Genomic DNA, 25,442 nt, shown 5'->3' on the forward strand with positions numbered 1-25,442 from the left:
TATGGCGAATGAACATTCCACGCTCGCAGGCGCGACCATCGCCTTCGACCTCGACGGCACCCTGGTGGACACCGCCCCCGACCTGATCGGCACGCTCAACGTGCTGCTGGACCAGGAAGGCCTGGCCCCGCTGCCGCTCAGCGAGGCCCGCCCGTTTATCGGCCGGGGCGCAAGGTGGCTCATCGAGCGCGGCTTCCAGGCCGCCGGCGCGACGCTCGAAGAGGCGCGGACGCCGGAGCTGTTCGACCGCTTTATCGCCCACTACCTCGACCACATCGCCGACGAGAGCCGTCCCTTCCCGGGCGTCGAAGCCGCGCTCGATTCGCTGAAGGCCCAGGGCGCGCGGCTCGCGGTCTGCACCAACAAGCGCACCGACCTGTCGCTGGCGCTGCTGAACGCGCTCGATCTGACGCGGCGGTTCGACGCGGTGGTCGGCGCCGACGCCGCCCCGGCCTGCAAGCCCGACCCGCGCCACCTGACCACCGCGGTCGCCGCCGCCGGCGGGGCGATGGACAAGGCGATTCTCGTCGGCGACGCCGGCACCGACGCCGGCGCGGCGCGGGCCGCGGGAACCCACCTGATCCTCGTCACGTTCGGCTACACCGAGGTTCCGGCGCGCGATCTCGCGCCGGACCTGTTGATCGATCACTTCGATCAGCTGGCAGATGGCTGCGCACGGCTCCTCAGCGCTTGCGGGGAATGAGTCTCCGGGCTATATGCCCGCCTCCGCAGCGGCGCTGAGCGCCGCTCGCACCGGCGGACGCGTAGCTCAGCGGGAGAGCACCTCGTTCACACCGAGGGGGTCACAGGTTCAATCCCTGTCGCGTCCACCATCTTTCCCCGGTAATTCAGGCGGCTAGGCCGTTCTGGGGAAATCGCCCCAGAACCTCGCCTTTCGGAAGCCGCCCGGACCACAGCCGTTGGGTTCGCCCGCTAGACGTGTGGCGGATCGACCAGCTCACCCATTCTTCTGTTGGATGAAGCCCCAATAGCTGTCGGGACCAGCCGGCGTCGTGAAGTTCAGGTCGAGCACGCGGCTGAGCGGAAAGCCCACGCGGCGAATCAGCTCCAGCCACATGCTTTTCCCAAGCACGCTGTAGTGGTTCGGGTTGGTCTGGTGGCGACAGGAGGTGTCGGGCGCCGGGACCTCCAGATACAGCACCCCGCCCGGCTTCAGGATGCGGTGCAACTCCGCCAGGGTGAAAAACGGAAAGACGCTGTGCTCAATGGCGTGCCGGCACCAGACCAGGTCGAAGCTCTGATCCGCGAAATCGAGAAAGGCGAAGTCCATCTCCAGGACCTTCAGCCCTCTTGCGCGGCACGCCTCGGCGTCCGGGCCGAGCGTAATTCCGGTGGCGTCCAGCCCGGCGTCTCGGAAGAGCTCCAGCGCCACGCCCTGGCCGCAGCCGACGTCCAGCACCTTTGCACCCGGCGGCTGCGGGAAGTGGGTGCAGAGTTCCGCGAACATCTTCTGCGAGATCTGGGTATGCAGCCCGCTCGGCAGCTCCGGATAGATGTCGCCGCGCAGCCTCTCAAGGAAGGCGTCGAGGCGCCGGTAGCGGTCGGCTAACGTGTCGGCGGGAGTCGGCATAGGCATGCCCGAACGGGTAGTCGGCGCCAGCTGGGATCACAAGCCTAGGCGGGCCACGCCCCACGCGGCCAACGGGAGGACGGGTGCTTGCGGCGCAAGGTGATCATCAACTGGCAGGTGTCGAGCTTTTTTGGCTGGGGCGTCTATGGGCTGAACCTGGCGCTCGCCTGGGCGGCGGACCCCGACCTGGAGTTGGTGGCCGCGTCCGGCTTCGACGACAAGCATATGGCGCTCGACCCCATCCGCCTGCGCCGACTGGGCCGCTTCGCTCAGCAATCCCGGCAACTCAGCGATCAGATTCAGGCCTTCCAAAACCAGGCGGTGGCGGTCAAGGCGCCCATGCTGGCCACAGTCACGGCCGACTTTGGCGTGCTGCCGGTCCAAAAGACGATCTTCGCCTCCGGCGCCCCCACCATCGCCGTGACCTTCTTCGAAACGGCGCAGCATGCGCCCGAGGCGATCGAACGGGCGGCGCAGTATCCGCTGATCGTCACCGGCTCCACCTGGAATGAGCAGGTGCTGCGCGCGCACGGCCTGACCAACGTCCGCACCATCCTGCAGGGGATCGACCCGCTGCTCTTCCACGCCGCGCCGCGCCCGCCGCGCGGCGACGGTCGCTTCCTGGTGTTCAGCGGCGGAAAGCTGGAGCTGCGCAAGGGCCAGGACCTCGCCGTCGCGGCCTTCCGAAAATTCGCCGAGCGCCATGCGGACGCGGTGCTGGTGGCGGCCTGGCACAGCCCCTGGCCGCAGCTCGCCCGCACGGTCGACCAGACTGGCGTCGCCGCGCCGGTCGCCTTTGCGGGCGACCGCCTCGACGCCGCGGCCTGGGCGGCGGCGAACGGGATCAGGCCCGACCAGTTCATCTACGCCGGCGAGACGCCCAACGCGCTCATGCCGTCGCTGCTGCGGCAGCTGGACGTGGCTCTGTTCCCCAACCGCTGCGAAGGCGGCACCAACCTGGTGGCCATGGAGTGCATGGCTTGCGGGATCCCTACCATCCTCTCCGGCAACACCGGCCACCTCGACCTGATCGAGGAGGACAACTGCTATGTCCTGACCCAGCAAGCCGCCTCGCCCTGGACCGACAGCGCGGCCGCCTTCGGCGACACGCCCGGATGGGGCGAGAGCGACGTCGACGAGGCCGTCGAACTGCTGGAGCGGGCCTACCGGGACCGCGACGAGGCGCGGCGGCGCGGAGAACGCGGCGCGGCCACCCTGGCCAAGCTCACCTGGTCCCGAAGCGCAGCGGCCATGAAGAACGCCGTTCTCAACGTCCTTGGCGGCCAAACGGGCTAGAGCACGATGCAAGACCGCTCGCGTTTGCGCACGGCTTGAAGGCGGCGCAGGTACGCAATCTGACGCGACCACAAAGAGCGCTTTCGCCCCATTGCGGACGTGTCCGCCGTTCGTTTTCGTAGCTGTTTTCTGAGAGCGCCCTGATCAGGGATTGTCGAGCTCCTTAACCGCCAGCCCGATCCCCATCCATGGCGTCTCGTAGTGGCCGAACTCCAGGATCGCCATGTCCCGGCAGTGGTTATGGACGAACTCCTGCCAGAATCGCCGGGTGCCCCCTGCGAACTGATCGAACTCCGCGCCGCGAACGTCGTGGAACGCCACCGCCCGGCGCGCGTAGCGCCCGAGCAGGAGGTAGTCCCGCTGAATGCCTTCATAGGCGTGGTCGCCATCGATGAACACGAAGTCGTAGACCTCGCCGGCACAATCTTCGGCCGTTGCAGGAACCCGTTTCTCAATATTTAGAACCGACGAGAACTCGGGATATCCGACCAGCCGATCCTCGTTGTCGACCATGGTCATCATGAAATCGGGATTTGCGCGCTGCAGCACCGCAGCCGTGAAGTAAGAAGAGGCGCCATACCAGACCCCAACCTCGATCCCGGTCTTGATGCTCAGTTTGGCGACATACATGAGGAAGTCGATGTATTCGGTGGGGATCTGCTGCACGCCGAACTGGCCCATGTTCATCCAGTCGGCATAGCCGGCCAGCTCGTGCCAATCGCAGTAGGCGAGGCCGATCTTCTTCAGCTTCGAGAGCAGGAAACGGCGCGAGCTGAATTCGGCGTCCGTGCTGGCGAGCACCTCCTTGACGCCTTCCAGGGCGCGGGCGACCTCCGCCTCCGCAATCCGTTCGCCCGCGGTCTTGGGCGCGGGTTCCGCAGCAAGGTCGAGAATGGCGGCCACGCACGGATCTCCGGTTAAGCAGCCCCTCATCCTCCCACGCGCCCTATGGCTGACGAATATCATTTGAGAATGAGTTGCGCGTGAGAACGAGTTGCGCGGCGCCGGCTTGGCGCACCGGCGCCGTCACGCCCAGGCGTGACCTGCCGTGGTCGTGGCCGCTGGCCGAGTTGGCGAAGCTCACCTGGTCACGCAACGCCGCGGCCATGAGAGCCGCCGTTCTCGACGCCCTCTGATCGGGCGTTAGGCGAAAAAATCGCCCCATAGACGTCATTTGGTCATTGCCCGCAGGCGGATCTTTGAAGAGATCGCCGGCCCATGGGCGCCGTCACGGAAACCGCGGGACCTTACGCCACCGCCCCGACGCTGGCTGAATTCAATGCCGGTCTCGGCGTCGAGAGTTGGGCGGCCAGGACCCGGTGCGCAGCCTGCACGTCCACCGCGATCGACCGATTTTCCCGGATTCGACAGATCCACTACGATCGCTGCGCCGAATGCGGGTTCGTGTTCGCCAACCCGATGCCGACGGACGCGGTGCTGGCGGACTTCTACAATAGCGCCTTCTACAACAACTACCGGGTGCTCGAAGAGCAGACCATCGCCGCCGAGCCCTACTTCAGCGTCAGCGCCTATCGGGACCTTCGCGAGCTGGCGACCTGGATCGAGGCGGACAGGGCGGCGGCCATCCTCGATTACGGCTGCGGTCCGGGCAGCTTCCTCGCGCTGCTCCGCGACGAGTTCGGCTTCGCCAACGTCGAGGGCCTCGAGCTGAACCTGCACAGCGCCGAGGTCGCGCGACGCTGCTACGGTCTCGAGCTCGCGCCCGACGTCGGCGCATTGCACCAGCAGAGCTACGACGTCATTGTCCTGTTCGAGACGATCGAGCACCTCAGCGACCCCGACGAGGTCGTCGCCACCTGCGCGCGGCTGCTCAGCCCCTGCGGCGTGCTGTTCGTCACCACACCGTCGGTGCGCAACATTCCGGCGCGGCGCTTCCCGTCGCACTGCGTCCATTACACCGGCCCCAGCCACGTCTCGCTGTTCACGGAGCAGGCGTTGGAGCGGCTGCTGTCGCGCCATGGACTGAGGATCCGCCGCCTGGAGACGGACGCCAACACCGAGGTCCTCGGCAGCTACCTTGCCCGGCCGTTCTACGATCTCGACTTCTCCAGCCCGCGCGGCGCTGGCGACGCCGACGATCGGCTCTACAGGCCGACGGCTCTCGGCCGCGCCCTGAAACTGCAGCCGGCGCGGACCCCCGGCCCGCTCCTGGGCCAGGCGGCGAAGCTCGACACGTTCGCCGCGAAGGCGCTGCGGAAGCTCTTCGGCCGCGCCTACAGCGATCATCTCTACGCCATGGCGGGCCGGGCCTGAGCCGCCTGGATGATCCCGTCTGTCGGTCGCGGCCGACCTCGGACCCACCACGGCCAATTTGGCGTTAGGCATCAAAAGATAGGGCGTGCAGCCCGCCTCAATCGCAATGCTGCGGACTGCGATGCTTCACGCCGCGGCGGCGGCACGGAGGCTTGGCGCAAGGAGACTACTCAACACGGCTCTCGCCACCTCGCTGGATCGGGCGACCTCCCCTTCCCCTCGCACTCCCCGGTGACCCGCAATGACCGCCCAGTTCCAAACGGCGTTCCAGGCGACGAACAGGCCGCACCAGGGCGCGCCGCGAAGCCTTGAGCTGCTGCAGCGCTTTCTGCTGCCGCGCTCGCCGGAGGGGCTGGAGCTCTACGCGCGCATCGAGCGCGGCGAGATCCTGCATCAGGAGCACGGCCTGCGGTCAACGCCGTACGCCAGCATCTCCTTCGACGCCTATCTGAACAGCTTCTTCGAGGCCTACTGGGTCCAGTACACCAGCGTCGAGCAGGCCGAGCTCGTGCTGCACGGCAAGGGCCGCGTCTGGTGCACCATCTATCGCGACGCCCCGGTGGCCGGCCGCGAGACCGTGGCGCGCCAGCTCGTCGACCTCGACCTCTATGGCGAGGCCGCGATCAGCGTGCAGCTGCGGCCGTCGTCCCATGGCCATCCCGGCCGGCTGTTCGCGGTCCTGGAAGGCGACGCCGCCGGCCTGCGGATCGACCGTATCGGCTGGGCGACCTTCGACAAGCCGCTGCGCCAGGTCTCCCTCGGCGTCGGCATCTGCACCTTCAACCGCGAGCGCTTCCTGTTGCCGACGCTGGAGCGGCTGCTCGGCGCGCCGGCCGAAGCCGGGGTCGACCAGATCTATGTGGTCAACCAGGGCGAGCCGCTGAGCTCGCCGCGGCTGCAGACCCTGCGCGACGCCGAGCCGCTGCGCCTGCGGATTGTCTCCCAGGACAATTTCGGCGGCGCCGGCGGCTTCGCACGCGCCGCCCTCGAACTGCTGAAGCGGCCGGAGACCACCCACATCCTGTTCATGGACGACGACATCGAGGTCGATCCCGCCCACCTGCCCACCGTCGTCGCCTTCCTGCGCTACAGCCGCGATCCCCTGGTGCTGGGCGGCCAGATGCTCGACCTGTTCGACCGCTGCCGGATGACCGAGGCCGGCGCCCGGGTGAGCGCGGACAACCACGTCAAATCTAACCACGAACAGCTGGACCTGTGCGCCCACGAGGCGCTGCAGGACCTGGCGAAGATCCCCCTCACCCACTTTAACGGCTGGTGGTTCACGGCCATTCCGGTCGAGGCGTTCCGCGCCCACGGCCTGCCGCTGCCGATCTTCATTCGCGGCGACGACATGGAGTTCGGCGTGCGGCTGCGCAGCGCCGGCATCCCGACCATCTCGCTGCCGCCGATCTCGGTCTGGCACGAGCCGTTCTACGCCCGGCCCGGTGGCTGGAAGCACTACTACGACCTGCGCAACCGGCTGATCTTCGCCAGCCTGCACCCCGAGCACTGCCGCCTCGACAGCGCGGCGCGGCTGTTCAAGATCCTGCTCGCGATGATCGTGCGCTACGACTACCAGCACATCGCGATCATCCGTCACGCGCTGGCTGACTTCCTGCGCGGCCCCGAGCTGCTCGAGCAACCCGCCAGCGAGAAGCACGCCGAGATCCTGCGCGCCCTGCAGCCGCTGGGGCCGGAACTGCTCGACGAGATCGACGACCTGCCGGCGGCCACGCCCGGTCCGACGTCGCGGGCCGCCCGCCGCATGCGACTTGTGAGCTCGATCGTCCGCGCCCTCGTCGGGCGGCCGGCCCGCGACCCGGCCGGGGCGATGTGCCGGCTCGAGCCCGACGCGCCGCATCACCGCATGCGCCTGGGCCGGGCCTATGTCGTGGCCGAACCCGGCGGTCACTACTACGCGCGCCTGCGCTACTCCTGGGGGGCCAGTTGGCGCGCCCTTTTCGCCACCGCTCCGATGATCCTGGGCTATCGGCTACGGCGCGGAAAAACTGCGGCGCGCTGGCTCGCGGCCTATCCTGAGCTGGTGCGCGCCGAAGGCTGGGAACGCCGGCTCGGCCTGGAGCGGCCGCCGCAAAACGTCATCCGCCCCGCCCGCGACCGCGCCCGCCGCTCCCAACTCGCGCCCCCCGTGACGTGAGGCCGCCCGCCAGCATGCGCGTACCGATCTTCAACTTCGTCCAGAGCGACGAGCCTAGCGGCAAGGCGCTTCGCGCAGACCTCCGCCCAATCCAGCCCACCCGACAGGAGCACTAAGAATGGCGAGTTTCGCCGGCGCGGCCGTGGGCCCTGGACAGGAGTTGGGCCAGGCGCTGCGACTGTGGCCGCTTTGGACCTTCATGAGCTGGCAGGACATCCGCCAGCGCTACCGCGGCTCGCTGCTCGGGCCGTTCTGGGTGGCCGGCGGCGTGGCCGCAGCCAGCCTCGGCGCCGGCACCCTCTTTTCGCGAGTGCTGCGGGTGGAGAGCCAGGAACTGGTGCCGTTCGTCGCGGTGGGCATCGCGCTGTGGAGCCTGATCTCGCTCACCCTGATCGAGGCCTGCCACAGCTTCACCTCTTCCTGGTCGCTGATCCGCAACGCCGCCCTGCCGCGGCCGGTGCACGTCCTGCGCACCGTCTGGCGCAATTTCATCGTCTTCGCCCACACCCTGCCGGTGGTCGCCGCGATGCTCTGGTTCAACGGCCAGACGCTGCGGCCCGAAGCCGTGCTCTCCCTGCTCGGCGTGACGCTGCTGATGATCAACCTGCTCTGGTCGGCCTGGCTGGTCGCCCTGCTCTCGGCGCGGTTCCGCGACGTGATCCAGCTGATCACCTACGGCCTGCAGTTCGTCGGCTTCATCACGCCGATCTTCTGGTTCCCCGACCTCGCCGGCCGCGACTTCGGCCTGCTGGTGCTGAACCCCTTCTATCACTGGATGGAGGTGATCCGCGCGCCGCTGCTGGGCCACATGCCGAACGCCGAGAACTGGGCGGTCACCGGCGGCATGGCCCTGGCGGGCACGATCGCCGCGCTGCTCACCTTCCGCCGCTACCGCAACGACATCGCGTACTGGGTCTGACACACATGGCGCTCATCGAAGTTCGCGATCTCACGGTAGACCTGCCGGTCTATTCCACCCAGGCGCGCTCGCTGCGCCGCAGCGTCATGAAGCTGTCGACCGGTGGCCGGCTCATGCGCAGTGACGACCGGGTGATCATCCGGGCCATCAGCGGCGCGTCGTTCACTCTGGAGCGCGGCGACCGGCTGGGCCTGGTCGGGCACAACGGCTCGGGCAAGAGCACCCTGCTGCGCACCCTCGCCGGCATCTACAAGCCGACCTCCGGCACGGTCCGCCTCGACGGCAGCATCTCGGCGGCGCTCGACCCGATGATGGGGCTGGAGCTCGAAGCCAACGGCGAGACCAACATCATCGCCCTGGCCCGCTACCGCGGGGCGAGCCGCAAGGAAGCGCTGGCCGCGCTGCCGGCGATCGCCGATCTGAGCGAGCTGGGGCCGTTTCTCGACCTGCCGGTGAAGAGCTATTCCGCCGGCATGCTGGCGCGCCTGTCGTTCGCGGTGGCCACCAGCTTCGAACCGGACATCCTGCTGATGGACGAGTGGATCAACGCGGCCGACCACGCCTTCGTGCACAAGGCCCGCGCGCACCTGCAGTCCTACTTCGACCAAGCCAAGGCAGTGGTGCTGGCGACCCACGACTACGGGATCATCCAGCAGCTCTGCAACAAGGTGCTGGTCCTGGAGAACGGCGTACCCCAGGCGCTCGGCTCCCCGACCGATCTGCTCGCCGCCTGACGCCTGGCTTCCTGGGCGACCGACGCTCGCCGAAAGGCCGGTTGCATCCGTCGCGATCTGGCGCAGAGTGCCCGCGAAAATGAAACGGTCGGGTACGGCCGTGCGTCGGGAGGACTCGGATGACGTCAGGGGGCCGCTCTGCCCCTCGTGGTCTTTGGTACCATGGCTGGAACATCGTCGCGGTGGCGGTGCTCTCGCAGATCGCCGCCAACGGCTTGGCGATCAATTCGATGTCGCTGTTCTGCAAGACTGGGCCAGAGACCTGCACACGCCGGTGAGCCAGTTGCTGTTGGCCATGCTGCCGCTGGCGCTGGTCGCCTCCGTCGCCTCGCCGCTCATGGGCCTCGGCGCCATCTGCATCATCGGCGGCGTCGCCATACTGTTCATGCGCGAAAAGCGCGGCGGCCATCTGACCAGCGCCGAGCGGGAAGCCCCCCTCGAGGACGCGATCAGCCCGACGCCGATCCCTGAACGCCTCTCATGTCTGGGCGGGCTCAGTCCGCCCAGACATCGCAGCCGGCGCCGCTGTCCCTAGTCCGCGGCGAACACCGGCGCGCCGTCGATGATCGTCGCGCGGATCTGCTCGGCGGCAGGCTCCGCCAGCGCCTCCGCCAGCGGGACGCACAGCAGACAGAGATCGGCCGCAGCGCCGAGCTCGATCCGCCGAACGGGGCCGCCCGGGGCGCTGCGGTCGCCGAGATAGAGCTCGAGCGCCCGCCGCGGATCGACACCTTCCTTAAGGCCGATTGGCCGCCCCGTGCGGGTGCGGCGCTGGATCGCCGCCCGCATCCCCAGCCACGGATCGCACGCCGCATAGGGCGCGTCCGAACTCGCCGCGACGGGCACGCCGGCCGCCAGCAGCGAGGCGCAGCGGTAGAGGTCCACCTGCTCCGCAGCCTCGACGTCCGCCAGATAGCGGTCGCCCCGTTCGAAAACGAAGGCAGGCTGGGTGACGACCGTCAGGCCCAGCTGCTTCAAGCTTGGAATCGCCTCGCCCGGGATCACCCCGCCATGCTCGATCCGGTCGCCGGCCTGCGCCCCCGCGACCTCGAAGGCGGCGAGCGTCAGCGCCAGCTCGCCGGCGGTGACGCAGTGCACGGCGACCGCGCGCCCCTGGGTTCGCGCGCCGGCGATCCGCGCCAGGAAGTCGTCGAACTCCGGCAGCCGGGCGTCGTCGAGCAGCACCTTGACCGGCCCGACGTCGAAGATCCCGTCGGCCGGCGTCGCCAGCTCCCCGGCGCTCATCAGCGTCAGCCGCTGGGGCAGCGCGCCGCTGCGGCGCGCGTCCGCCAGCAGCGCCGCGGCCTGGGCGTCGGTCGTCGCGCTGGTATCGGTCACGCCGGTGATCCCGAACGCCGCCAGGGTGCGGCCTAGCGGAGCGAGCTCCGGCGGCTCGGCGGCGAGGCGTTCCCGCAACCAGGCGTCGCCGCGCCAGATGCGGCCGGTCAGCCGCCCGCCGGCGTCGCGCTCGGCCTCCGGCGGCGCGCCCTGCGCCGTCACCTCGTCCAGCGCCAGGCTGTTGAGGATCCACAACGCCCCGGTCTGGTCCTGCACCCGCAGCCGGTGGCGCGGCGCGATGCGGTCCAGCACGTCCCGGTCGAGGTCGCCGGCCATGCGCCCGTGATAGCCGGTCGCGCGCAGCCAGCCGCCCGGCGGGCGGGCGTCCAGCGCCTGGCGCAGCGTCGCGTCGAACTCGTCCGCATCGCGAACCGCGTCGAGCCGCACCGACCGCGCCTGGGCCGCCGTCGCCAGCAGGTGAATGTGATGGTCGATCAGGCCGGGGATCAGCGCGCCGCCGCGACCGTCGAAGGTCTCGCCCGGCCCGGAAAGCCGTTCGCCGATCCCGGCGATCCGGCCGTCGGCCAGGCGCACGTCGAGGCCGCCGCGTCCGGCCACCTCGACATTGCGCAGAATGAGCGGGCGCATTAGGCCAGCCCCCGCAAGCCGAGCTCGGCCGCCGCCCCCGCCGCGGTGCGGGCCAGCGCGGCGTCAACCACCACGCCGCCGCCGAGCTCGAGCGCGCGCAACGCCCCTTCCGCCGCGGCCAGTCCGGTCAGCGGGTCGCCGAGCGCATCGCCGAGGAACAGCGGCGCTCCCTCGGCGGTCCAGCGCACCAACCCGCCGGCCGCCGCCGCATCGTCGCCGAACGCCACCCGGTCGGCCGCCGCGCCGCTCCAGCCGTAGCCGCTGATGGCGACCCAGATCAGGTCCGGCCGCTCGGCGAACAGGCTGTCGGGCGAGAGCCCCAGTTGCGCGAAGGCGCGCGGCCGCGCGCTGGTGATCACCACGCCGGCGTTGAGGATCATCCGCCGCAGCCGGGCGCGGTCGCCCGAATCTCCGAAGTCCAGCGCCAGGTCGGCCTTGGCGCCGTTCAGCCGGCGAAAGAAATCCGGCGTGGCGTGGCGGCTCGGATCCGGCCGGCGCGAGCTCTCGACCTTGGTCACCGCCGCCCCGAAGGCCGCCAGCACGGCGCCGCAGAGCGGACCGGCCCACAGGGTGGAGAGGTCGACGACCTGCACTTGCGACCGCGGCCTCACCTCTGGACGGCCGATCGCTACGAGCGGCGCCGCGGTGCTGGGGGCGACGACCTCGCCGACGCCCGCAACCGGCAGCCCCAGTTCGCGCGCGCCCTCAACCAGCCCGCGCCAGGGCCGCGCCGACGCCGCCGCGATCACCGCGTCCCAGGTCGGATCCCCGCCCAGCCAGGCCGGGATCAGGTCGAGGTCGTCCGAACGCGGCAGATTGACCGCGAGCCAGCCGTCCGCCGCCTGAACCAGGCGGCAGGATCCGTTCGGCGAAATACCGCCGGGCGCGCCGAGCGCGAGGTCCGCGCTGCGGTCGGTGAGTCCCGGCAGATCCACCGCGCCCGACCAGCCGAACGCCGCGCCGCGCGCGGCGATCTGCGTGGCCAGCTTATCAAGCGGGCCTGCGATCGGGCTCATCAGGCCGCCTCCACCGCGTCCACCAGACCCCACTCCAGCGCCGTCGAGGCCCGGATGTCGACGCCGGAGATCGCCATGAAGCAGGCGCGATGCCGGCCGATCCGCCGCGGAATGGTGGCGGTTCCGCCGGCGCCGGGGATCAGCCCCATCCCGACCTCCGGCAGCCGGAACAGGCTATGGCGCCGGGCGACCACCCGGGCGGCGGCGGCCGGGATCTCGATCCCCGCGCCGATGCAGGTTCCGTGGAGCTGCGCAGTCGCGCGGTCGCCGAGACGCCGCATCAGGGCGGCGGGCGAGCGCAAGGTCCTGACCAGATGGGCCCGGCCCGGGTCGCCGAAGGTCCCGAACTCGGCGAGGTCGCCGCCCTCGCTGAAGACCCGCCCTTCGCCGCTCAGCACCACCGGCGGCTGGTCGGGATCGATCAGCGCGAACTCGAGGGCCTCGCACAGCGCATCGCGCATGCGCGCGTCGACCGCGTTGTGGGCCGAGGCGCGGGTGAGTCGGATCGACAGGGCCTCGCCTTCGCGGACGACCGCGACCCGCGGCGCGTCCTGGTCATCCCGCGCCGACGCCGGATTGGCCGCGCGCCAGACGGCGAAGCTCTCGGTCGCCTGCAGCATGGAATAGGCGATGGATTCCGCGGCGAGCGCCTCGTCGAAGCCGAGGTTCAGCGTGCTCCGCAGCACCTGGGCGGCGACCGCGGCCGCCACGGGCTGGGCGGCGACCACCGCCTCCAGCCGCGCGAGCGCCGCCGCCATCCGCTCGGGCGGCAAGCCAACCCACGGCGCCGGGGCGGCGGGATCTGCGCTCAACAGAATATCGAAAAGGTCCAGGCCCTGGTCGGGCGCCGGACCGGCGCGGTGCACGCCGACGCGCACCGCGCCCAGGCCCGATCGTGGCTCGGGCGCCCGCCCGGCAGTCAGCTCCACGACAGCGAGCCCCGCCCCACCGAGTTCGGTCAGGGCGGAAAGCAGCTCGCCGGCCGCAGACACGACCGTCAGGCGCTCGCCAGCGCCGGCTTGGTCAGCTCGGTCTTGAGCACGCGACGCAGCAGCTTGCCGGTGTCGTTGTACGGCAGCAGTTCGCGGAACTCCCAGATCTCCGGGGTCTTCGAAGAGCGCAGCCGCGCCTTCACCCAGGCCGCCAGCTCATCGGTGGTCGGCTGGCCGTTCTTCGCCACGATCACCGCGGCGACCTTCTCGCCCCACTCGTTGTCCGGGATGCCTAGCACCGCCACGTCGGCGACGTTCGGGTGGGCGCGCAGCACGTCCTCGATCTCGCCGGGCGACATGTTCTCGCCGCCGCGGACGATGACGTCGTCCAGCCGGCCTTCGACGTAGAGGTAGCCGTCCTCGTCGATCCAGCCGCCGTCGTTGGTCGGGAACCAGCCGTCGTCGCGGATCACCTTCTTCGACAGGTACTCGCCGGAGACCTGCTCGCCGCGGACGTAGATCTCGCCTGACACGCCGGCCGGCAGCACTTCGCCGTTCGGCCCGCGGATCTCGAGCTCCAGGGTCGGCAGCGGCTTGCCGACCGAGCCCAGGCGGCGGCGCACGTTCGCGTCGCTGGCGGCGATGGCGATGCGGTGATCTTCCGGGCCCAGCACCGCGATGGTCGAGCTGGTCTCGGTCAGGCCGTAGGCGTTGACGAAGTCGACGTGCGGCAGGAGTTTCAGCGCCCGCTCGATCGTCACCTGCGGCATGCGCCCGCCGCCGTAGGACAGCGCCTTGAGGTGGGCCAGCTTCTCGCCGCGGCTTTCGACGACGTCGAGGATACGGCCGAGCATGGTCGGCACGACCATGGCGTGGGAGATCTTCTCCTTCGACGCCAGGTCCACCCAGCCCTCCGGCGTGAACGCCGGCATGTGGACGATACGGCGACCGCCGTAGATGCCGGTCAAAATCGCCGAGATGCCGGCGATATGGTAGGGCGGCACGCTGACCAGCGCGGCTTCGCTGTCGTCGGACGCCAGGAATTCCACGGTCGAGATGACGTAGGAGGTCAGGTTGCGGTGACGCAGCACGGCGGCCTTCGGCTCGCCGGTCGTGCCGCTGGTGAACAGCAGCACGCCGATGTCCGGATCGGCGAAGGGCAGCTCCTCGGCGCGCAGCGCCGGATCGTCGCAAACCTTCTTGAACTCGCTGGTGGCGACCAGCTGGACGCCTTCGACGCCCTGGACGCGGGCGAGCATGTCGTCATCGACGATGGCCACCGACGGCGCGGTCCGCGCGACCAGCTTGCGCAGGTCTTCGTCGGAGAGCCGGTAGTTGATCGGCGCGAAGGGCTTGCCGATCAGGCCCGAGGCGAACACCGCCACCGGCAGATACGGACTGTTGAGCCCCAGGAAGACCACCGTCTCGCCCGACTGCTTGCCGAACCACGCCGCCGCGGCCTTGGCCCGCGCCTGGGCCTCGGCCAGCGATACGCCATTGCTGAGCTCGCCCAGGATAATCCGGTCCGGCGCCGCATCGGACGCCATCTCGAGAAGGAGCGCGGTGTGCATGCCTTTGTCTACTCCGACACCGGAAGCGTTCCCGCCTCCGTTTCGTTGCCTCGCCCCCTGGGCGCGGAGGCCGCGCGGCTCAGGGGATTCCGGGGTTTACGTTTCGTAACGTCGCTTTAGTGCGAGGATGCCGGCTGCGTCCAGTGGCACGCTTTCACATCGCCGCTGCGGAAAAGGCTAAGCGCGCTTGCGTCCTAGCGGGGCGTCTTTTGAAAGCCTGTCAAAAGCGCCCTCTCAGCGGACCGCGTCGGCGGCCCGCTCGCGCGTCCAGATCCGCCGTCGACCTCAGGCGCGCAGCGCGTGCGCCGCATCCAGTTCGTCGGCGATCTCGCCGGCGCTGGCCAGCGCCGCCACCTCGCCGATGATCAGCAGCACCGGACCGCCCTCGCCGTCCTCGACCAGCCGGGCGAGGTCGCCGACCACGCCGCGCCGCAGCCGCGCGCGCGGGGTGCCGGCGCTTTCCACCGCCACCGCCGGGGTGCTCGCCGCGCGACCGGCGTCGATCAGCCGGGCGCTGAGCTCCTCGGCCGCGCCGCCGCCCATGTAGATGGCCAGGGTGGTCTCGGGATCTGCCGCCGCGCTCCAGTCGGCCTGCAGCGCCCCGGCCTCAAGGCGCGCGGTGGTGAACACCACCCGCCGGGCCTGCTTGCGGTGGGTCAGCGGGAAGTTGAACTGGGCCGCTGCGGCGCAGGCCGCGGTGATTCCCGGCACCACCTCGGTGCCGACGCCGTGAGCGTTGAGGAAGGCGGCCTCCTCTCCGACCCGGCCGAACACCGACGGGTCGCCGCCCTTCAGCCGGACCACCTTCAGGCCGCGCCGCGCGAGCCGCAGCATCAGCCGGTTGATCGTTTCCTGCTTCATGCTGGTGCGGCCGGCGCGCTTGCCGGTCTGGATCTTCAGGCAGTTGGCCGGGGCCAGCGCCAGCACCTCCTCGGAGATCAGCGCGTCGTACAGCAGCGCCTCGCAGCCTTCGATGGCGCGCAGCGCGCGGATCGTCAGCAGATCGGCCGCGCCGGGGCCGGCGCCCACCAGCTGAACGAACCCTGGCTTGGCGTCATGCGGCATGGCGCACCTCCGGTTTGGCGGATTGGCTGAGCAGGCGGGCGATCTCGGGCCGGCAGGAGCCGCAGGACGCCCCCGCGCCGGTGGCGTCGGCGACGGCGTCGACCGAGCTGCAGCCGCCGGCGATCGCCGCTTCGATCTTGGTCTGGCGCACGCCGCGGCAGGCGCAGACGATGGGGCCGGTCTCGACCGGCTGGCCCGGGGCGCGGCCGACCAGCAGCAGCGCCCGATCCAGCGGCGAGAGGGTGTCGGCGGCGAACATCTCCGCCAGCCACTCGCGCGGCGGCAGGCCGCCGGTGCAGGTGGTGAACAGGATCCGGTCGATCCGGCCGCTGGCGATGAACGCCTCGCGCAGCGCGCCGGTCTTGGCGTCCTCGAAGCGCAGCACGTCGGGCGCGGCGTCGCGAACCAGGGCGCGGCGCACCGCCTCGCGCTCGGCGTCGCCGCCGCGGCCGGCGAACTCGTGCAGCTGGCAGCCGGCCTGCGGGATCCGCCGCCACACAAGATCCAGCCCGTGCGGCGCGGTCCAGCCCTCGCGGGCGATGAAGAAGCCGCGCCAGGTCTCGCGGTACGGCCGCACCCGCGCCGGCGTGTGCTTGAACTCCGGCTGGCCCGAGCGGGCGTCGACCTTCGGCGCCACCAGGGTGTTGGAGCGGCCGTAGGCGGCGTAGAGCGCCGTCCAGTGCATCGGCATGAAGACCGAGCCGGGCCGCTGGCGGTCGGTGACTTTGGCCACCGCGATCGCCTCGCCCTGGCGGGTCTGCACCCGGGTCAGCCGGCCGTCGGCGACGCCCAGCGGCACGGCGTCGTCGGGGTGGATCTCGACATAGGGCTCGGGCGTGTGGCGGCAGAGCTCCGGCGCCAGCCCGGTCCGGGTCAGGGTGTGCCAGTGGTCGCGAACCCGGCCGGTGTTCAGCGCCAGCGGATAGACCGCGTCGACCGCCTCGGCCGGACCGGCTGCGGCGACCGCCAGCATCCGCGCCCGGCCGTCCGGGGTCTGGAAGCGGCCGTCGGTGAACAGCCGCGCCGTGCCGCCTTCGGCGGTCACCGGCCACTGCACCGGCTCCATTGCGTCGTACTCGTCGACGGTCATGCCGGCGAACGGGCCCAGGTGCAGGAAGCGGTCGGTGTTTTCGTAGGCCGTCATCCGGGCGTACTCGCGGAACACCTGGCCCGGCGTGCGCCAGTTGAACGCGTCGGCGAAGCCCATGGCGGCGCCGACCTCGGCGACGATCCGCCAGTCGCCCTTGGCCTCACCCGGGGCCGGGAACAGCCCGCGCTGGCGCGAGATGCGGCGTTCGGAGTTGGTGACCGTGCCGTCCTTCTCACTCCAGCCCAGGGCCGGCAGCTTCACGTGCGCATAAGCCATGGTGTCGGTCTCGGCCATGCAGTCGGAGACGACGACGAACGGACAGGCCGCCAGCGCCTCGCGGACGCGATCGCCGTTCGGCAGGCTGACGGCCGGATTGGTGGCCATCACCCACAGCGCCTTGATCCGGCCCTCACGGACCGCCTCGAACATGTCGATGGCCTTCAGGCCGGGCGCCGGGGCGACCTTCTCGGCGCCCCAGAACCGCGCGACCCGGGCGCGGCTGGCGTCGTCGAAGTCCATGTGCGCGGCGAGCGTATTGGCCATGCCGCCGGTCTCGCGGCCGCCCATGGCGTTCGGCTGACCGGTGATCGAGAACGGACAGGCGCCCGGCTTGCCGATCCGGCCGGTGGCCAGGTGGGCGTTGATGATCGCCGAGCCCTTGGCGACGCCCTGGGTCGACTGGTTGGCGCCCATGGAGAACAGGCTGACGGTCTTCGGCGTCTCGGCGAACAGCCGGAAGAAGGTCTCCACCTGGGCGGTCGGCAGGCCGCAGTCGGAAGCCACCGCGCCAATCGACTGGTCGGCCCGGCCGAGCTCGGCCTCGATCTCGGCGAAGCCGGCGACGTGGGCGGCGACGTAGGCGCGGTCGACCACGCCGCGGCGGATCAGGTCGGCCAGCAGGCCGTTCCACAGCCGCACGTCCATCTGCGGCTTGAGCGCCAGGTGCAGGTCGGCGACCTCGGCGGTGTCGGTGCGGCGCGGGTCGATGACCACGTGCTTCTGGCCGCGCGCCTTGGCCGCCTCCATGCGCCGGAACAGCACCGGGTGGGTCCAGGCGGCGTTGTGGCCGGAGAACACCACCAGGTCGGCGAGATCGAGGTCCTCGTAGCAGCCCGGCACCAGGTCGGCGCCGAAGGCCAGCTTGTGCGCCACCACCGCCGAGGCCATGCACAGCCGCGAATTGGTGTCGATGTTGCCCGAGCCGATGAAGCCCTTCATCAGCTTGTTGGCGGCGTAATAGTCCTCGGTCAGCAGCTGGCCGGAGACGTAAAAGGCGACCGAATCCGGGCCGTGCCGGGCGATCGCCTCCTTGAACTTGCGCGCCACCAGGCCGACCGCGTCGGACCAGTTGGCGCGCTTGTTCCCGATCATCGGGTGCAGCAGCCGGCCTTCGAGGCCGACCGTCGCGCCCAGCGCGCTGCCCTTCGAGCACAGCCGGCCGAAGTTGGCCGGGTGGGCGGCGTCGCCCGAGACCGAGAGCCCCCGCCCGTCCGGCTCGGCCTGCGCGGAGATCCCGCAGCCGACGCCGCAATAGGCGCAGGTCGTGCGGCGTTCTCGCGCGAGCGTTTCGCTCATCGGTTCACACCTGTCCCAGCAGGATGCGGCCCTCGCGGACCTGCAGCGGGACGACTGGCGTGCAGCCCTTCCCCGCGTCGGCGCCCATCGGCTCGCCGGTGGCGAGGTCGATGTTCCAGGCGTGCAGCGGACAGGTCACCGCCCGGCCGTGGATGATCCCCTGGCTGAGGGGACCGTCCTTGTGCGGGCAGCGGTCCATCAGGGCGTAGACCTGGTTGTCGCCGGTGCGGAACACCGCCACGTCGCCCTTCGGCGTCGGCACCCGCCGCGCGCCGCGCAGCGGCACGTCGGTCACGGCGCCCACGTCGATCCAGTCGGTCGGGTCTGTCACGAGGGCGTTCATGCGGGCGCGAACTCCATACGGCGCGAAAGCGGGTTGAACTCATCGGCGTGGCGGCCGGCGACGCGCTCGGCCCAGGGGTCGATGCGCGAGAAGCGTTGCGAATAGGCGAACAGGTCGTAGAGCTGACGCCGGCGCTCCGGATTCTCGATCTCCTCGCGGATGCTCTCGATGCCGACCCGGGCCATCCACTTGTAGATCCGCTCCAGGTACCAGCCCTTCTCGCGGTAGAGCTGGGTGATGGCGCAGATCGCCCAGATCGCCTCTTCCTCGGTCGCCACCTTGGTCAGAACCTGGGTGCCCTGGATGTGCAGGCCCGCGGCCCCGCCGATGTGGATCTCGTAGCCGCTGTCGACGCAGACCACGCCGATGTCCTTGCAGGTGGCCTCGGCGCAGTTGCGCGGGCAGCCGGAGACCGCCAGCTTCACCTTCGCCGGAGCCCAGGAGCCCCACATCATCTTCTCGAGCTTCACCCCGAGGCCGGTGGAGTCCTGGGTGCCGAAGCGGCACCACTCGGAGCCGACGCAGGTCTTCACCGTGCGCAGCCCCTTGGCGTAGGCGTGGCCGGAGACCATGCCGGCCGCGTTCAGGTCGGCCCACACCGCCGGCAGGTCGTCCTTCTTGACCCCCAAGAGGTCGATGCGCTGGCCGCCGGTCACCTTCACCGTCGGGATCTTGAACTTGTCGGCGACGTCGGCGATCGCCCGCAGCTCGTCCGGGGTGGTGACCCCGCCCCACATCCGCGGGACCACCGAGTAGGTGCCGTCCTTCTGGATGTTGGCGTGCACCCGCTCGTTGATGAAGCGCGACTGCTTGTCGTCCCGGTATTCGCCCGGCCAGGCGCACAGCAGGTAGTAGTTAAGCGCCGGGCGGCAGGAGGCGCAGCCGTCGGGCGTGTTCCACTCCAGCGCCTGGAACACCGCCGGCATGGTCTTCAGCCCTTCGGCGACCAGGCGGCGACGGAGTTCGTCGTGGCCCTTGTCGGTGCAGCTGCAGACCGGCTTCGGCCCGGTCTGGACCTGGAAGGCGTCGCCGAGGCTGGCGATCAGGATCTTCTCGACCAGCGGCGTGCAGGAGCCGCAGGAGGCCGAAGCCTTGGTCACCGCCCGCACGCTTTCCAGCGTGGTCAGGCCCTGGTCGGCGATGGCGCTGGTGATCGCGCCCTTGCAGACGCCGTTGCAGCCACAAATCTCGGCGTCATCCGCCATGGCTGCAACGGCCGCGCTAGGGTCGAGACCGCGAAGGCCCTCCGTGACAGCCTGGCCGAACACCAGGGTCTCGCGGATGTCGCCGACTTCGGCGCCGGAGCGCATCAGGTCGAAGTACCAGCCGCCGTCGGCGGCGTCGCCGAACAGCACCGCGCCGGCGACCTTGCCGTCCTCCAGCACGATCCGCTTGTAGACGCCGCGGCCGGCGTCGCGGAAGACGATGTCCTCGCACCCCTCCCCGCCCGCGAACTTGCCGGCGGAGAAGACGTCGACGCCGGAGACCTTCAGCCGGGTCGAGAGCACCGAGCCCTCGTAGGCCGCGTCGGCGCCGGTCAGCGTCTGGCCGAGCGTCTTGCACATCTCCCAGATCGGCGCGACCAGGCCGTAGACCTGACCACGGTGCTCGACGCATTCGCCGACGGCGAAGATCGCCGGATCCGAGGTCTGCATGGCGTCGTTAACGATCACCCCGCGGCCGACCTCGAGTTCGGCGGCCTTGGCCAGCGCGGTCGCCGGACGGATGCCGACCGCCATGACCAGCAGGTCGCACGGCAGCACGCGACCGTCCTTCAGCTTCAGGCCGGCGACCCGGCCGTCCTCGCCGAGGATCTCCTCGGAGTTGGCGCCCAGCACCGTCTCCACGCCGCGCTCGGCCATGGCCTGGGTGAGCAGGAAGCCGGCCGAGGAGTCCAGCTGGCGCTCCATCAGCACGTCCATCAGGTGGACGACGGTCGCGCCCATGCCCCGGCGGGCGAGGCCGTAGGCGGCTTCGATGCCGAGCAGGCCGCCGCCGATGACCACGGCGCGGGCGCCCGGCTTCACCGCCTCGACCATCGCCTCGACGTCGTCGAGGTCGCGGAAGGTGACGACCCCCTTGAGGTCCGCGCCCGGCAGCGGCAGGCGGATCGGGTCGGAGCCCATCGCCAGCAGCAGCCGGTCGTAGGGGGCGTCGAAGCCGCCCTCGGCGCGCACCACCTTGGCCTCGCGGTCGATGGCGACGATCTTGCGCCCGGCATGCAGGGTGATGCCGTTGTCGCGGTACCAGGCCTCGTCGTTGATGACGATGTCTTCGAAGGTCTTCTCACCCGCGAGGACTGGCGAGAGCATGATCCGGTCGTAGTTGACCCGCGGCTCGGCGCCGAAGATGGCGATGTCGTACCGGTCAGCGTCGCGCTTGAGCACTTCCTGCACCGCCCGGCACCCGGCCATGCCGTTGCCGATAACGACCAGACGCTCTTTGGCGAGATTGGCCTTGGTCATGAGGTTCCCCTACTCGAAACTTAAAGACGGAGGGCCGCGGGCGCTTCGGCGCCCCACGTCCGGCGCCACCGCGCCTTGACCCCGGTGAGGCCCGCGAGGGCGAGAAGCGCGAGGCCGGCGAAGGCCAGGAGACCGATCTGGTAGGAGCCGGTCGCCTGCTTGGCCCAGCCGAGGCTGGAGGCGAGGTAGAAGCCTCCGACGCCGCCGGTCATGCCGACCAGGCCGGTGACCACGCCGATCTCCTTGCCGAACCGCTGCGGAGCCAGCTGGAAGACCGCGCCGTTGCCGACGCCCAGCGCCATCATGGCGAACATGATCACGCCGAGAGCGATCGGGGCGCTCGGCAGCTTGAAGCTGGCCACCGCCAGGCCGAGGGCGGCCAGGACGTAGACCACCGACAGGGTGCGGACCCCGCCGATGCGGTCGGCGATGGCGCCGCCGACCGGGCGGATGAACGAGCCGGCGAAGACGCAGGCGGCGGTGAAGAAGCCGGCGGTGACCGCGGGCAGGCCGTATTCCGCGTTGAAGTAGATGGTCAGCGACGACGCCAGGCCGACGAAGCCGCCGAAGGTCACGCTGTAGAGGGCCATCAGCCACCAGGCGTCGCCGATCTTCAGCACGTCGAGATACTCGGCGAACTTCTTCGGGGCCGGACGGTTCGGCGCGTCCTTGGCGAAGATCACGTAGACCACGAAGGCGACGGCGAGCGGCAGGGCGGCCAGGCCGATCACATTGCTCCAGCCGAAGTGCTGGGCGAGGCTCGGGGCGAACAGAGCAGCCAGCGCGGTGCCGGAGTTGCCGGCCCCGGCGATGCCCAGCGCCAGACCCTGGTGCTCCGGCGGATACCAGCGCGAGGCGAGCGGCAGGGCGACGGCGAAGGAGGCGCCGGCGACGCCGAGGACGAGGCCCAGGGCCAGCACTTGATGATAGTTGTGGACGCCCAGGCGCCAGGCGATGAGCAGGCCGCTGAGCACGATCAACTGACCGATCATGCCGGTCTTCTTCGGGCCGATGTGGTCGACCATCACGCCGGCCACGATCCGCAGCAGTGCGCCGGCCAGGACCGGGAGGGCGACCATCAGGCCCTTCTGGGCCGGATCGAGACCGAAGTCCTTGGCGATGGCCACGCCGAGCGGGCCCAGCATCACCCAGACCATGAAGGACAGGTCGAAATAGAGGAAGGCGGAGAAGAGGGTCGGCGTGTGGCCGGCCTTGAGGAATGAACGGCTCAGCATGGTCGGAAGGCCCCGTGCAAAAATGCGATGGAGCGGCGGCGTCGCCGGGGGTTGAGCGGCTCGTCATCGAGCCGGTCGGAGCCTCGGAACGCCGTTGTTCGCTGGGCCTGGAACCAGAAGAAACACGTCTGCTGCGGTGCGTCATGCCTTGAGCGAGGCGCCGGGGGCCTGCATTCGCACTACGCACAAAAAAAGGGCGCCGGATTTTCACCCGGCGCCCAGGTTTTGGGCTCACGCAGCGGCGACGCGAACCCCAGGGGCCCTTTCATGCAGGAACTCGACCACCGCATGACGCGCCGCCACATAGGCGGGCGCCACGTCGACCTCGAGCCGGCGCCGCGGTCTCGGCAGGTCCACGGTCAGCACCTGGCCGATGGTGGCCGCCGGACCGTTGGTCATCATCACGATGCGGTCGGAGAGCAGTACCGCCTCGTCGACGTCGTGGGTGATCATCAGCACCGTGTTGCCGAGCTTGGCGTGGATCTCCATCACGCTGTCCTGCAGATTCGCCCGGGTCAGCGCGTCGAGCGCGCCGAACGGCTCATCGAGCAGCAGCACCTTGGGCTCCATGGCCAGCGCCCGGGCGATGCCGACCCGCTGCTTCATGCCGCCGGAGATCTCCGAGGGCCGCTTGTCCTTGGCGTGGGTCATCTGCACGAGCTGGAGGTTGTGCAGCGTCCACTCGTGCCGCTCGGCGCGGCTCCTCGAGCCCTTGAAGACCTGATCAACCCCCAGGCGGACGTTCTCGTAGACGCTGAGCCAGGGCAGCAGCGAGTGGTTCTGGAACACCACCGCCCGGTCGGGGCCCGGACTCTCGACCGCGACCTTGTCGACGATCACCGCGCCGGAGGTCACCGGCAGCAGTCCGGCCACCACGTTCAGCAGAGTCGACTTGCCGCAGCCGGAGTGGCCGATGATCGAGACGAACTCCCCCTTCTCGACCTGCAGCTCGACGCCGCGCAGCACCTCGGAGACCTTGCCGCGGCCCTGGAAGGTGACGGCGACGTTCTCGACGGAAAGATAGGACTTGCCCATTTTGGAGGCTCCTTCAGCCGGCCGAAGCGCCGCGGGAAACGATGCGGCCGAGCAGTCCGACCAGGCGGTCGAGCGCGAAGCCCACCAACCCGACCCAGATCAGGGCCACGACGATGTCGGAGATGCGCGAGGCGTTGTACTGGTCCCAGATGAAGAACCCGACGCCGACGCCGCCCAGCAGCATCTCGGAAGCGACGATGGCCAGCCAGCTCATCCCCACCCCGATCCGCAGGCCGGTGAAGATGTAGGGCGTGGCCGCCGGCAGCAGGATCTTGAAGAAGTAGCTGAGGGGCGACAGCCGCAGCACCCGGCCGACGTTGCGGTAATCCTGCGGCACGTTGCGCACGCCGACCGCGGTGTTGATGATCACCGGCCAGATGGCGGTGATGAAGATCACGAACAGCGCCGAGGGGTTGGCCTGGTGCAGCGCCGCCAGCGAGATCGGCAGCCAGGCCAGCGGCGGCACGGTCCGCAGCACCTGGAACAGCGGATCCAGGCCGCGATGGGCGAGCCTGCTGCCGCCGACCAGCACCCCGAGCGCGATGCCGACCACCGCAGAGATGCTGAAGCCGATCGCCACCCGCTTGAGGCTGGTCAGGGCGTGCCAGAACAGGCCCTTGTCGACCCCTCCCCGGTCATAAAACGGGTGCAGGATCAGCTCGCGGGACTCCATCCAGATCATCGACGGCGCCGGCAGGCCGCCGGGCCGGGCGACCGCGATCAGCTCCCAAAGGAACAGCAGCACGGCGAGCGTGACCAAGGGCGGCAGCAGCACGCCGGCGACGTCGCGCGCGACGTCCGCCAGCCGGGCGCCGATCCGCGATCGGCGCGCCGGCAAGGCGAGGATCTCGGCCGGCGGCTTGGCCGGCGCGGGTCCTGGGTCTGGTGAATAGGCAGGTAGCGCCATGGGTCAGCCTCCTCAGACCATCTTCTTGATCGGCTGGCTCGCCAGGTAGGCGGCCGGATTGGCGGGATCGAACACCTTGCCGTCGAAGAACTTCTCGACGCCGCGGCTGTCGGAGGCCGGGGCCGGCGCGCCCAGCGCCTTGGCCGACGCCCGCCAGATGTCGGCGCGGTTGACCTTGTTCACGAGCGCCATCTTGTTGGTCGACGCCGGCAGCACGCCCCAGCGCACGTTCTCGGTCAGGAACCACAGGTCGTGCGACTTGAAGGGGAACGAGGCGTTGTCGGCCCAGAACTTCATGATATGCGGCGACTTCTGCGCCTGCCGGCCGTCGCCGAAGTTGATCGTCCCCTGCAGCCTGGGGAGGATGTCGTTCATCGGCACGTTAATGTACTGGCGGCCGGACACGACCGAGCACATCGCCGGCCGGTTCTGCATCTTGTCGCACCACATCTGGGCTTCCATCACCGCCATGGTGATGGCCTGGGCCGCCCGCGGGTACTTCGCGACCCAGTCGGCGCGCATGCCGAGCGCCTTCTCCGGGTGGTTCATCCACAGCTCGGAGGTCAGGCAGGCGGTGTAGCCGACCTTCTGGTTAATCAGCTGGCCGTTCCACGGCTCGCCGACGCAGAAGGCGTCCTGGGTGCCGGCCTTCATGTTCGCCACCATCTGCGGCGGCGGGATCACGATGGTCGAGACGTCGCCGTCGGGATTGATGCCGCCGGCCGCCAGCCAGTAGCGGATCCACAGATCGTGGGTGCCGCCGCGGAAGGTCATCGCGACCTTCGCCTGGTTCCCCGACGCCTTCAGCTGGGCGAACTTCGCCTTGGCCCCGGCGCTGTTGAGGCCGACCTTCACCGCCTTCAGGTCGTTGCCGACGCTGATCGCCTGGCCGTTGGTGTTCAGCCGCGCCAGGATGTTCATCGGCGTCGGCTTGCCGCCGGTCGCCTGCCCGGTGGTGAGCAGATAGGGCATCGGCGAGAGGATGTGCGCGCCGTCGATGCCGCCGCCGCCGGAGCCCAGCACCAGGTTGTCGCGGGTCGCGGCCCAGGAGGCCTGCTTCAGCACCTCGACGTCGGGCATGCCGTACTTGGCGAACAGGCCCCTCTCCTTGGCGATGATCAACGGCGAAGCGTCGGTGAGGGCGATGAAGCCCAGCCTGGCCTTGGCCACCTCGGGCCCGGGCCCGGCGGCGAAGGCCCCCGACGGCAGCAGGGTCTTGGCGGCGACGACGGTGGCGGCCGCGGCGGTCAGGGCGCCTCTGCGGGTGAGGCCGTTCGATTTCGGAGCGGTCATGAGATTATCCTGCAGAT

At 70.0% G+C, this 25,442-nt stretch carries 21 protein-coding genes and 1 tRNA gene; 8 read left to right on the top strand and 14 right to left on the bottom strand.

The genetic code is table 11. From position 1 onward, the window contains the following. The first annotated feature begins 1 nt into the window (after position 1). Both gph and ACSQ14_RS10610 read left to right on the top strand, forming a co-directional pair. The gene (gph, locus tag ACSQ14_RS10605) at positions 2 to 703 is read left to right on the top strand and encodes a phosphoglycolate phosphatase (protein WP_436012455.1); all 702 of its coding nucleotides are present in this window, start codon (positions 2 to 4) and stop codon (positions 701 to 703) included. Between the two features lie 55 nt (positions 704 to 758). Beyond that, positions 759 to 833 (top strand) — tRNA-Val (locus tag ACSQ14_RS10610). 125 nt (positions 834 to 958) lie between these two features. On the opposite strand, the gene ACSQ14_RS10615 is transcribed toward ACSQ14_RS10610, so the two are convergent. Next, complete coding sequence (locus ACSQ14_RS10615) at positions 959 to 1,591, bottom strand: class I SAM-dependent methyltransferase (protein ID WP_436012457.1); 633 nt, start codon at positions 1,589 to 1,591, stop codon at positions 959 to 961. A gap of 87 nt (positions 1,592 to 1,678) precedes the next feature. Here ACSQ14_RS10615 and ACSQ14_RS10620 point away from each other — a divergent pair, with 87 nt between their 5' ends. Further along, positions 1,679 to 2,887 carry a glycosyltransferase family 4 protein gene (locus tag ACSQ14_RS10620; protein ID WP_436012459.1) on the top strand — a complete coding sequence of 403 codons (1,209 nt, stop codon included), beginning with the start codon at positions 1,679 to 1,681 and terminating at the stop codon, positions 2,885 to 2,887. Between the two features lie 144 nt (positions 2,888 to 3,031). On the opposite strand, the gene ACSQ14_RS10625 is transcribed toward ACSQ14_RS10620, so the two are convergent. After that, a complete protein-coding gene (locus ACSQ14_RS10625) occupies positions 3,032 to 3,790 on the bottom strand; it encodes a class I SAM-dependent methyltransferase (protein ID WP_436012461.1) in 759 nt (252 codons plus the stop codon). Positions 3,791 to 4,105: 315 nt separating this feature from the next. On the opposite strand from ACSQ14_RS10625, the gene ACSQ14_RS10630 reads away from it, so the two are divergent. From ACSQ14_RS10630 to ACSQ14_RS10650, 5 genes are all read left to right on the top strand, one after another. Then, positions 4,106 to 5,161: a class I SAM-dependent methyltransferase gene (locus ACSQ14_RS10630; RefSeq protein WP_436012463.1), complete on the top strand. Its 1,056-nt coding sequence runs from the start codon at positions 4,106 to 4,108 to the stop codon at positions 5,159 to 5,161. 241 nt (positions 5,162 to 5,402) lie between these two features. Then, positions 5,403 to 7,319, top strand: coding sequence for a glycosyltransferase (locus ACSQ14_RS10635; RefSeq protein WP_436012465.1), 1,917 nt, complete (start codon positions 5,403 to 5,405; stop codon positions 7,317 to 7,319). 118 nt (positions 7,320 to 7,437) lie between these two features. After that, complete coding sequence (locus tag ACSQ14_RS10640) at positions 7,438 to 8,238, top strand: ABC transporter permease (protein WP_436012467.1); 801 nt, start codon at positions 7,438 to 7,440, stop codon at positions 8,236 to 8,238. 5 nt (positions 8,239 to 8,243) lie between these two features. After that, positions 8,244 to 8,972 (top strand): ABC transporter ATP-binding protein, encoded by a 729-nt coding sequence (locus ACSQ14_RS10645; RefSeq protein WP_436012469.1) that lies wholly within the window; start codon positions 8,244 to 8,246, stop codon positions 8,970 to 8,972. A 274-nt stretch (positions 8,973 to 9,246) separates the two neighbouring features. After that, on the top strand, positions 9,247 to 9,507 hold the full coding sequence (locus tag ACSQ14_RS10650) for a hypothetical protein (RefSeq protein WP_436012471.1): 261 nt from the start codon (positions 9,247 to 9,249) through the stop codon (positions 9,505 to 9,507). Here the strand turns inward: ACSQ14_RS10650 and ACSQ14_RS10655 are convergent. From ACSQ14_RS10655 to ACSQ14_RS10710, 12 genes are all read right to left on the bottom strand, one after another. Next, positions 9,504 to 10,898, bottom strand: a complete 1,395-nt coding sequence (locus tag ACSQ14_RS10655; RefSeq protein ID WP_436012473.1) for an amidohydrolase family protein — start codon at positions 10,896 to 10,898, stop codon at positions 9,504 to 9,506. The genes ACSQ14_RS10650 and ACSQ14_RS10655 overlap by 4 nt on opposite strands. Continuing rightward, positions 10,898 to 11,914: a CoA transferase gene (locus tag ACSQ14_RS10660; RefSeq protein WP_436012475.1), complete on the bottom strand. Its 1,017-nt coding sequence runs from the start codon at positions 11,912 to 11,914 to the stop codon at positions 10,898 to 10,900. The genes ACSQ14_RS10655 and ACSQ14_RS10660 overlap by 1 nt, the downstream gene beginning before the upstream one ends. Beyond that, positions 11,914 to 12,843 carry an enoyl-CoA hydratase/isomerase family protein gene (locus ACSQ14_RS10665; protein ID WP_436012477.1) on the bottom strand — a complete coding sequence of 310 codons (930 nt, stop codon included), beginning with the start codon at positions 12,841 to 12,843 and terminating at the stop codon, positions 11,914 to 11,916. The genes ACSQ14_RS10660 and ACSQ14_RS10665 overlap by 1 nt, the downstream gene beginning before the upstream one ends. A gap of 68 nt (positions 12,844 to 12,911) precedes the next feature. Beyond that, a complete protein-coding gene (locus tag ACSQ14_RS10670) occupies positions 12,912 to 14,417 on the bottom strand; it encodes a class I adenylate-forming enzyme family protein (protein WP_436012478.1) in 1,506 nt (501 codons plus the stop codon). Positions 14,418 to 14,702: 285 nt separating this feature from the next. Continuing rightward, complete coding sequence (gene cobA, locus ACSQ14_RS10675; RefSeq protein ID WP_436012480.1) at positions 14,703 to 15,482, bottom strand: uroporphyrinogen-III C-methyltransferase; 780 nt, start codon at positions 15,480 to 15,482, stop codon at positions 14,703 to 14,705. Next, positions 15,472 to 18,147, bottom strand: a complete 2,676-nt coding sequence (locus ACSQ14_RS10680; protein WP_436012482.1) for a nitrate reductase — start codon at positions 18,145 to 18,147, stop codon at positions 15,472 to 15,474. Before ACSQ14_RS10680 ends, cobA begins: the two co-directional genes overlap by 11 nt. Before the next feature lie 4 nt (positions 18,148 to 18,151). Next, on the bottom strand, positions 18,152 to 18,490 hold the full coding sequence (gene nirD / locus ACSQ14_RS10685) for a nitrite reductase small subunit NirD (protein WP_436012484.1): 339 nt from the start codon (positions 18,488 to 18,490) through the stop codon (positions 18,152 to 18,154). Further along, the gene (nirB, locus tag ACSQ14_RS10690) at positions 18,487 to 20,955 is read right to left on the bottom strand and encodes a nitrite reductase large subunit NirB (protein WP_436012486.1); all 2,469 of its coding nucleotides are present in this window, start codon (positions 20,953 to 20,955) and stop codon (positions 18,487 to 18,489) included. Before nirB ends, nirD begins: the two co-directional genes overlap by 4 nt. Positions 20,956 to 20,975: 20 nt before the next feature. Then, entirely contained in the window at positions 20,976 to 22,190 is a 1,215-nt protein-coding gene (locus tag ACSQ14_RS10695; protein WP_436012488.1) for a nitrate/nitrite transporter, read from the bottom strand. Positions 22,191 to 22,421: 231 nt separating this feature from the next. Beyond that, positions 22,422 to 23,225, bottom strand: coding sequence for an ABC transporter ATP-binding protein (locus ACSQ14_RS10700; protein WP_436012490.1), 804 nt, complete (start codon positions 23,223 to 23,225; stop codon positions 22,422 to 22,424). A 13-nt stretch (positions 23,226 to 23,238) separates the two neighbouring features. Continuing rightward, positions 23,239 to 24,132 carry a nitrate ABC transporter permease gene (gene ntrB, locus ACSQ14_RS10705; RefSeq protein WP_436012492.1) on the bottom strand — a complete coding sequence of 298 codons (894 nt, stop codon included), beginning with the start codon at positions 24,130 to 24,132 and terminating at the stop codon, positions 23,239 to 23,241. Between the two features lie 12 nt (positions 24,133 to 24,144). After that, positions 24,145 to 25,425, bottom strand: a complete 1,281-nt coding sequence (locus ACSQ14_RS10710; RefSeq protein WP_436012494.1) for a CmpA/NrtA family ABC transporter substrate-binding protein — start codon at positions 25,423 to 25,425, stop codon at positions 24,145 to 24,147. Positions 25,426 to 25,442 lie beyond the last annotated feature (17 nt).

The organism is Phenylobacterium sp. LjRoot219 (assembly GCF_964252995.1).
Taxonomy (GTDB): domain Bacteria; phylum Pseudomonadota; class Alphaproteobacteria; order Caulobacterales; family Caulobacteraceae; genus Phenylobacterium.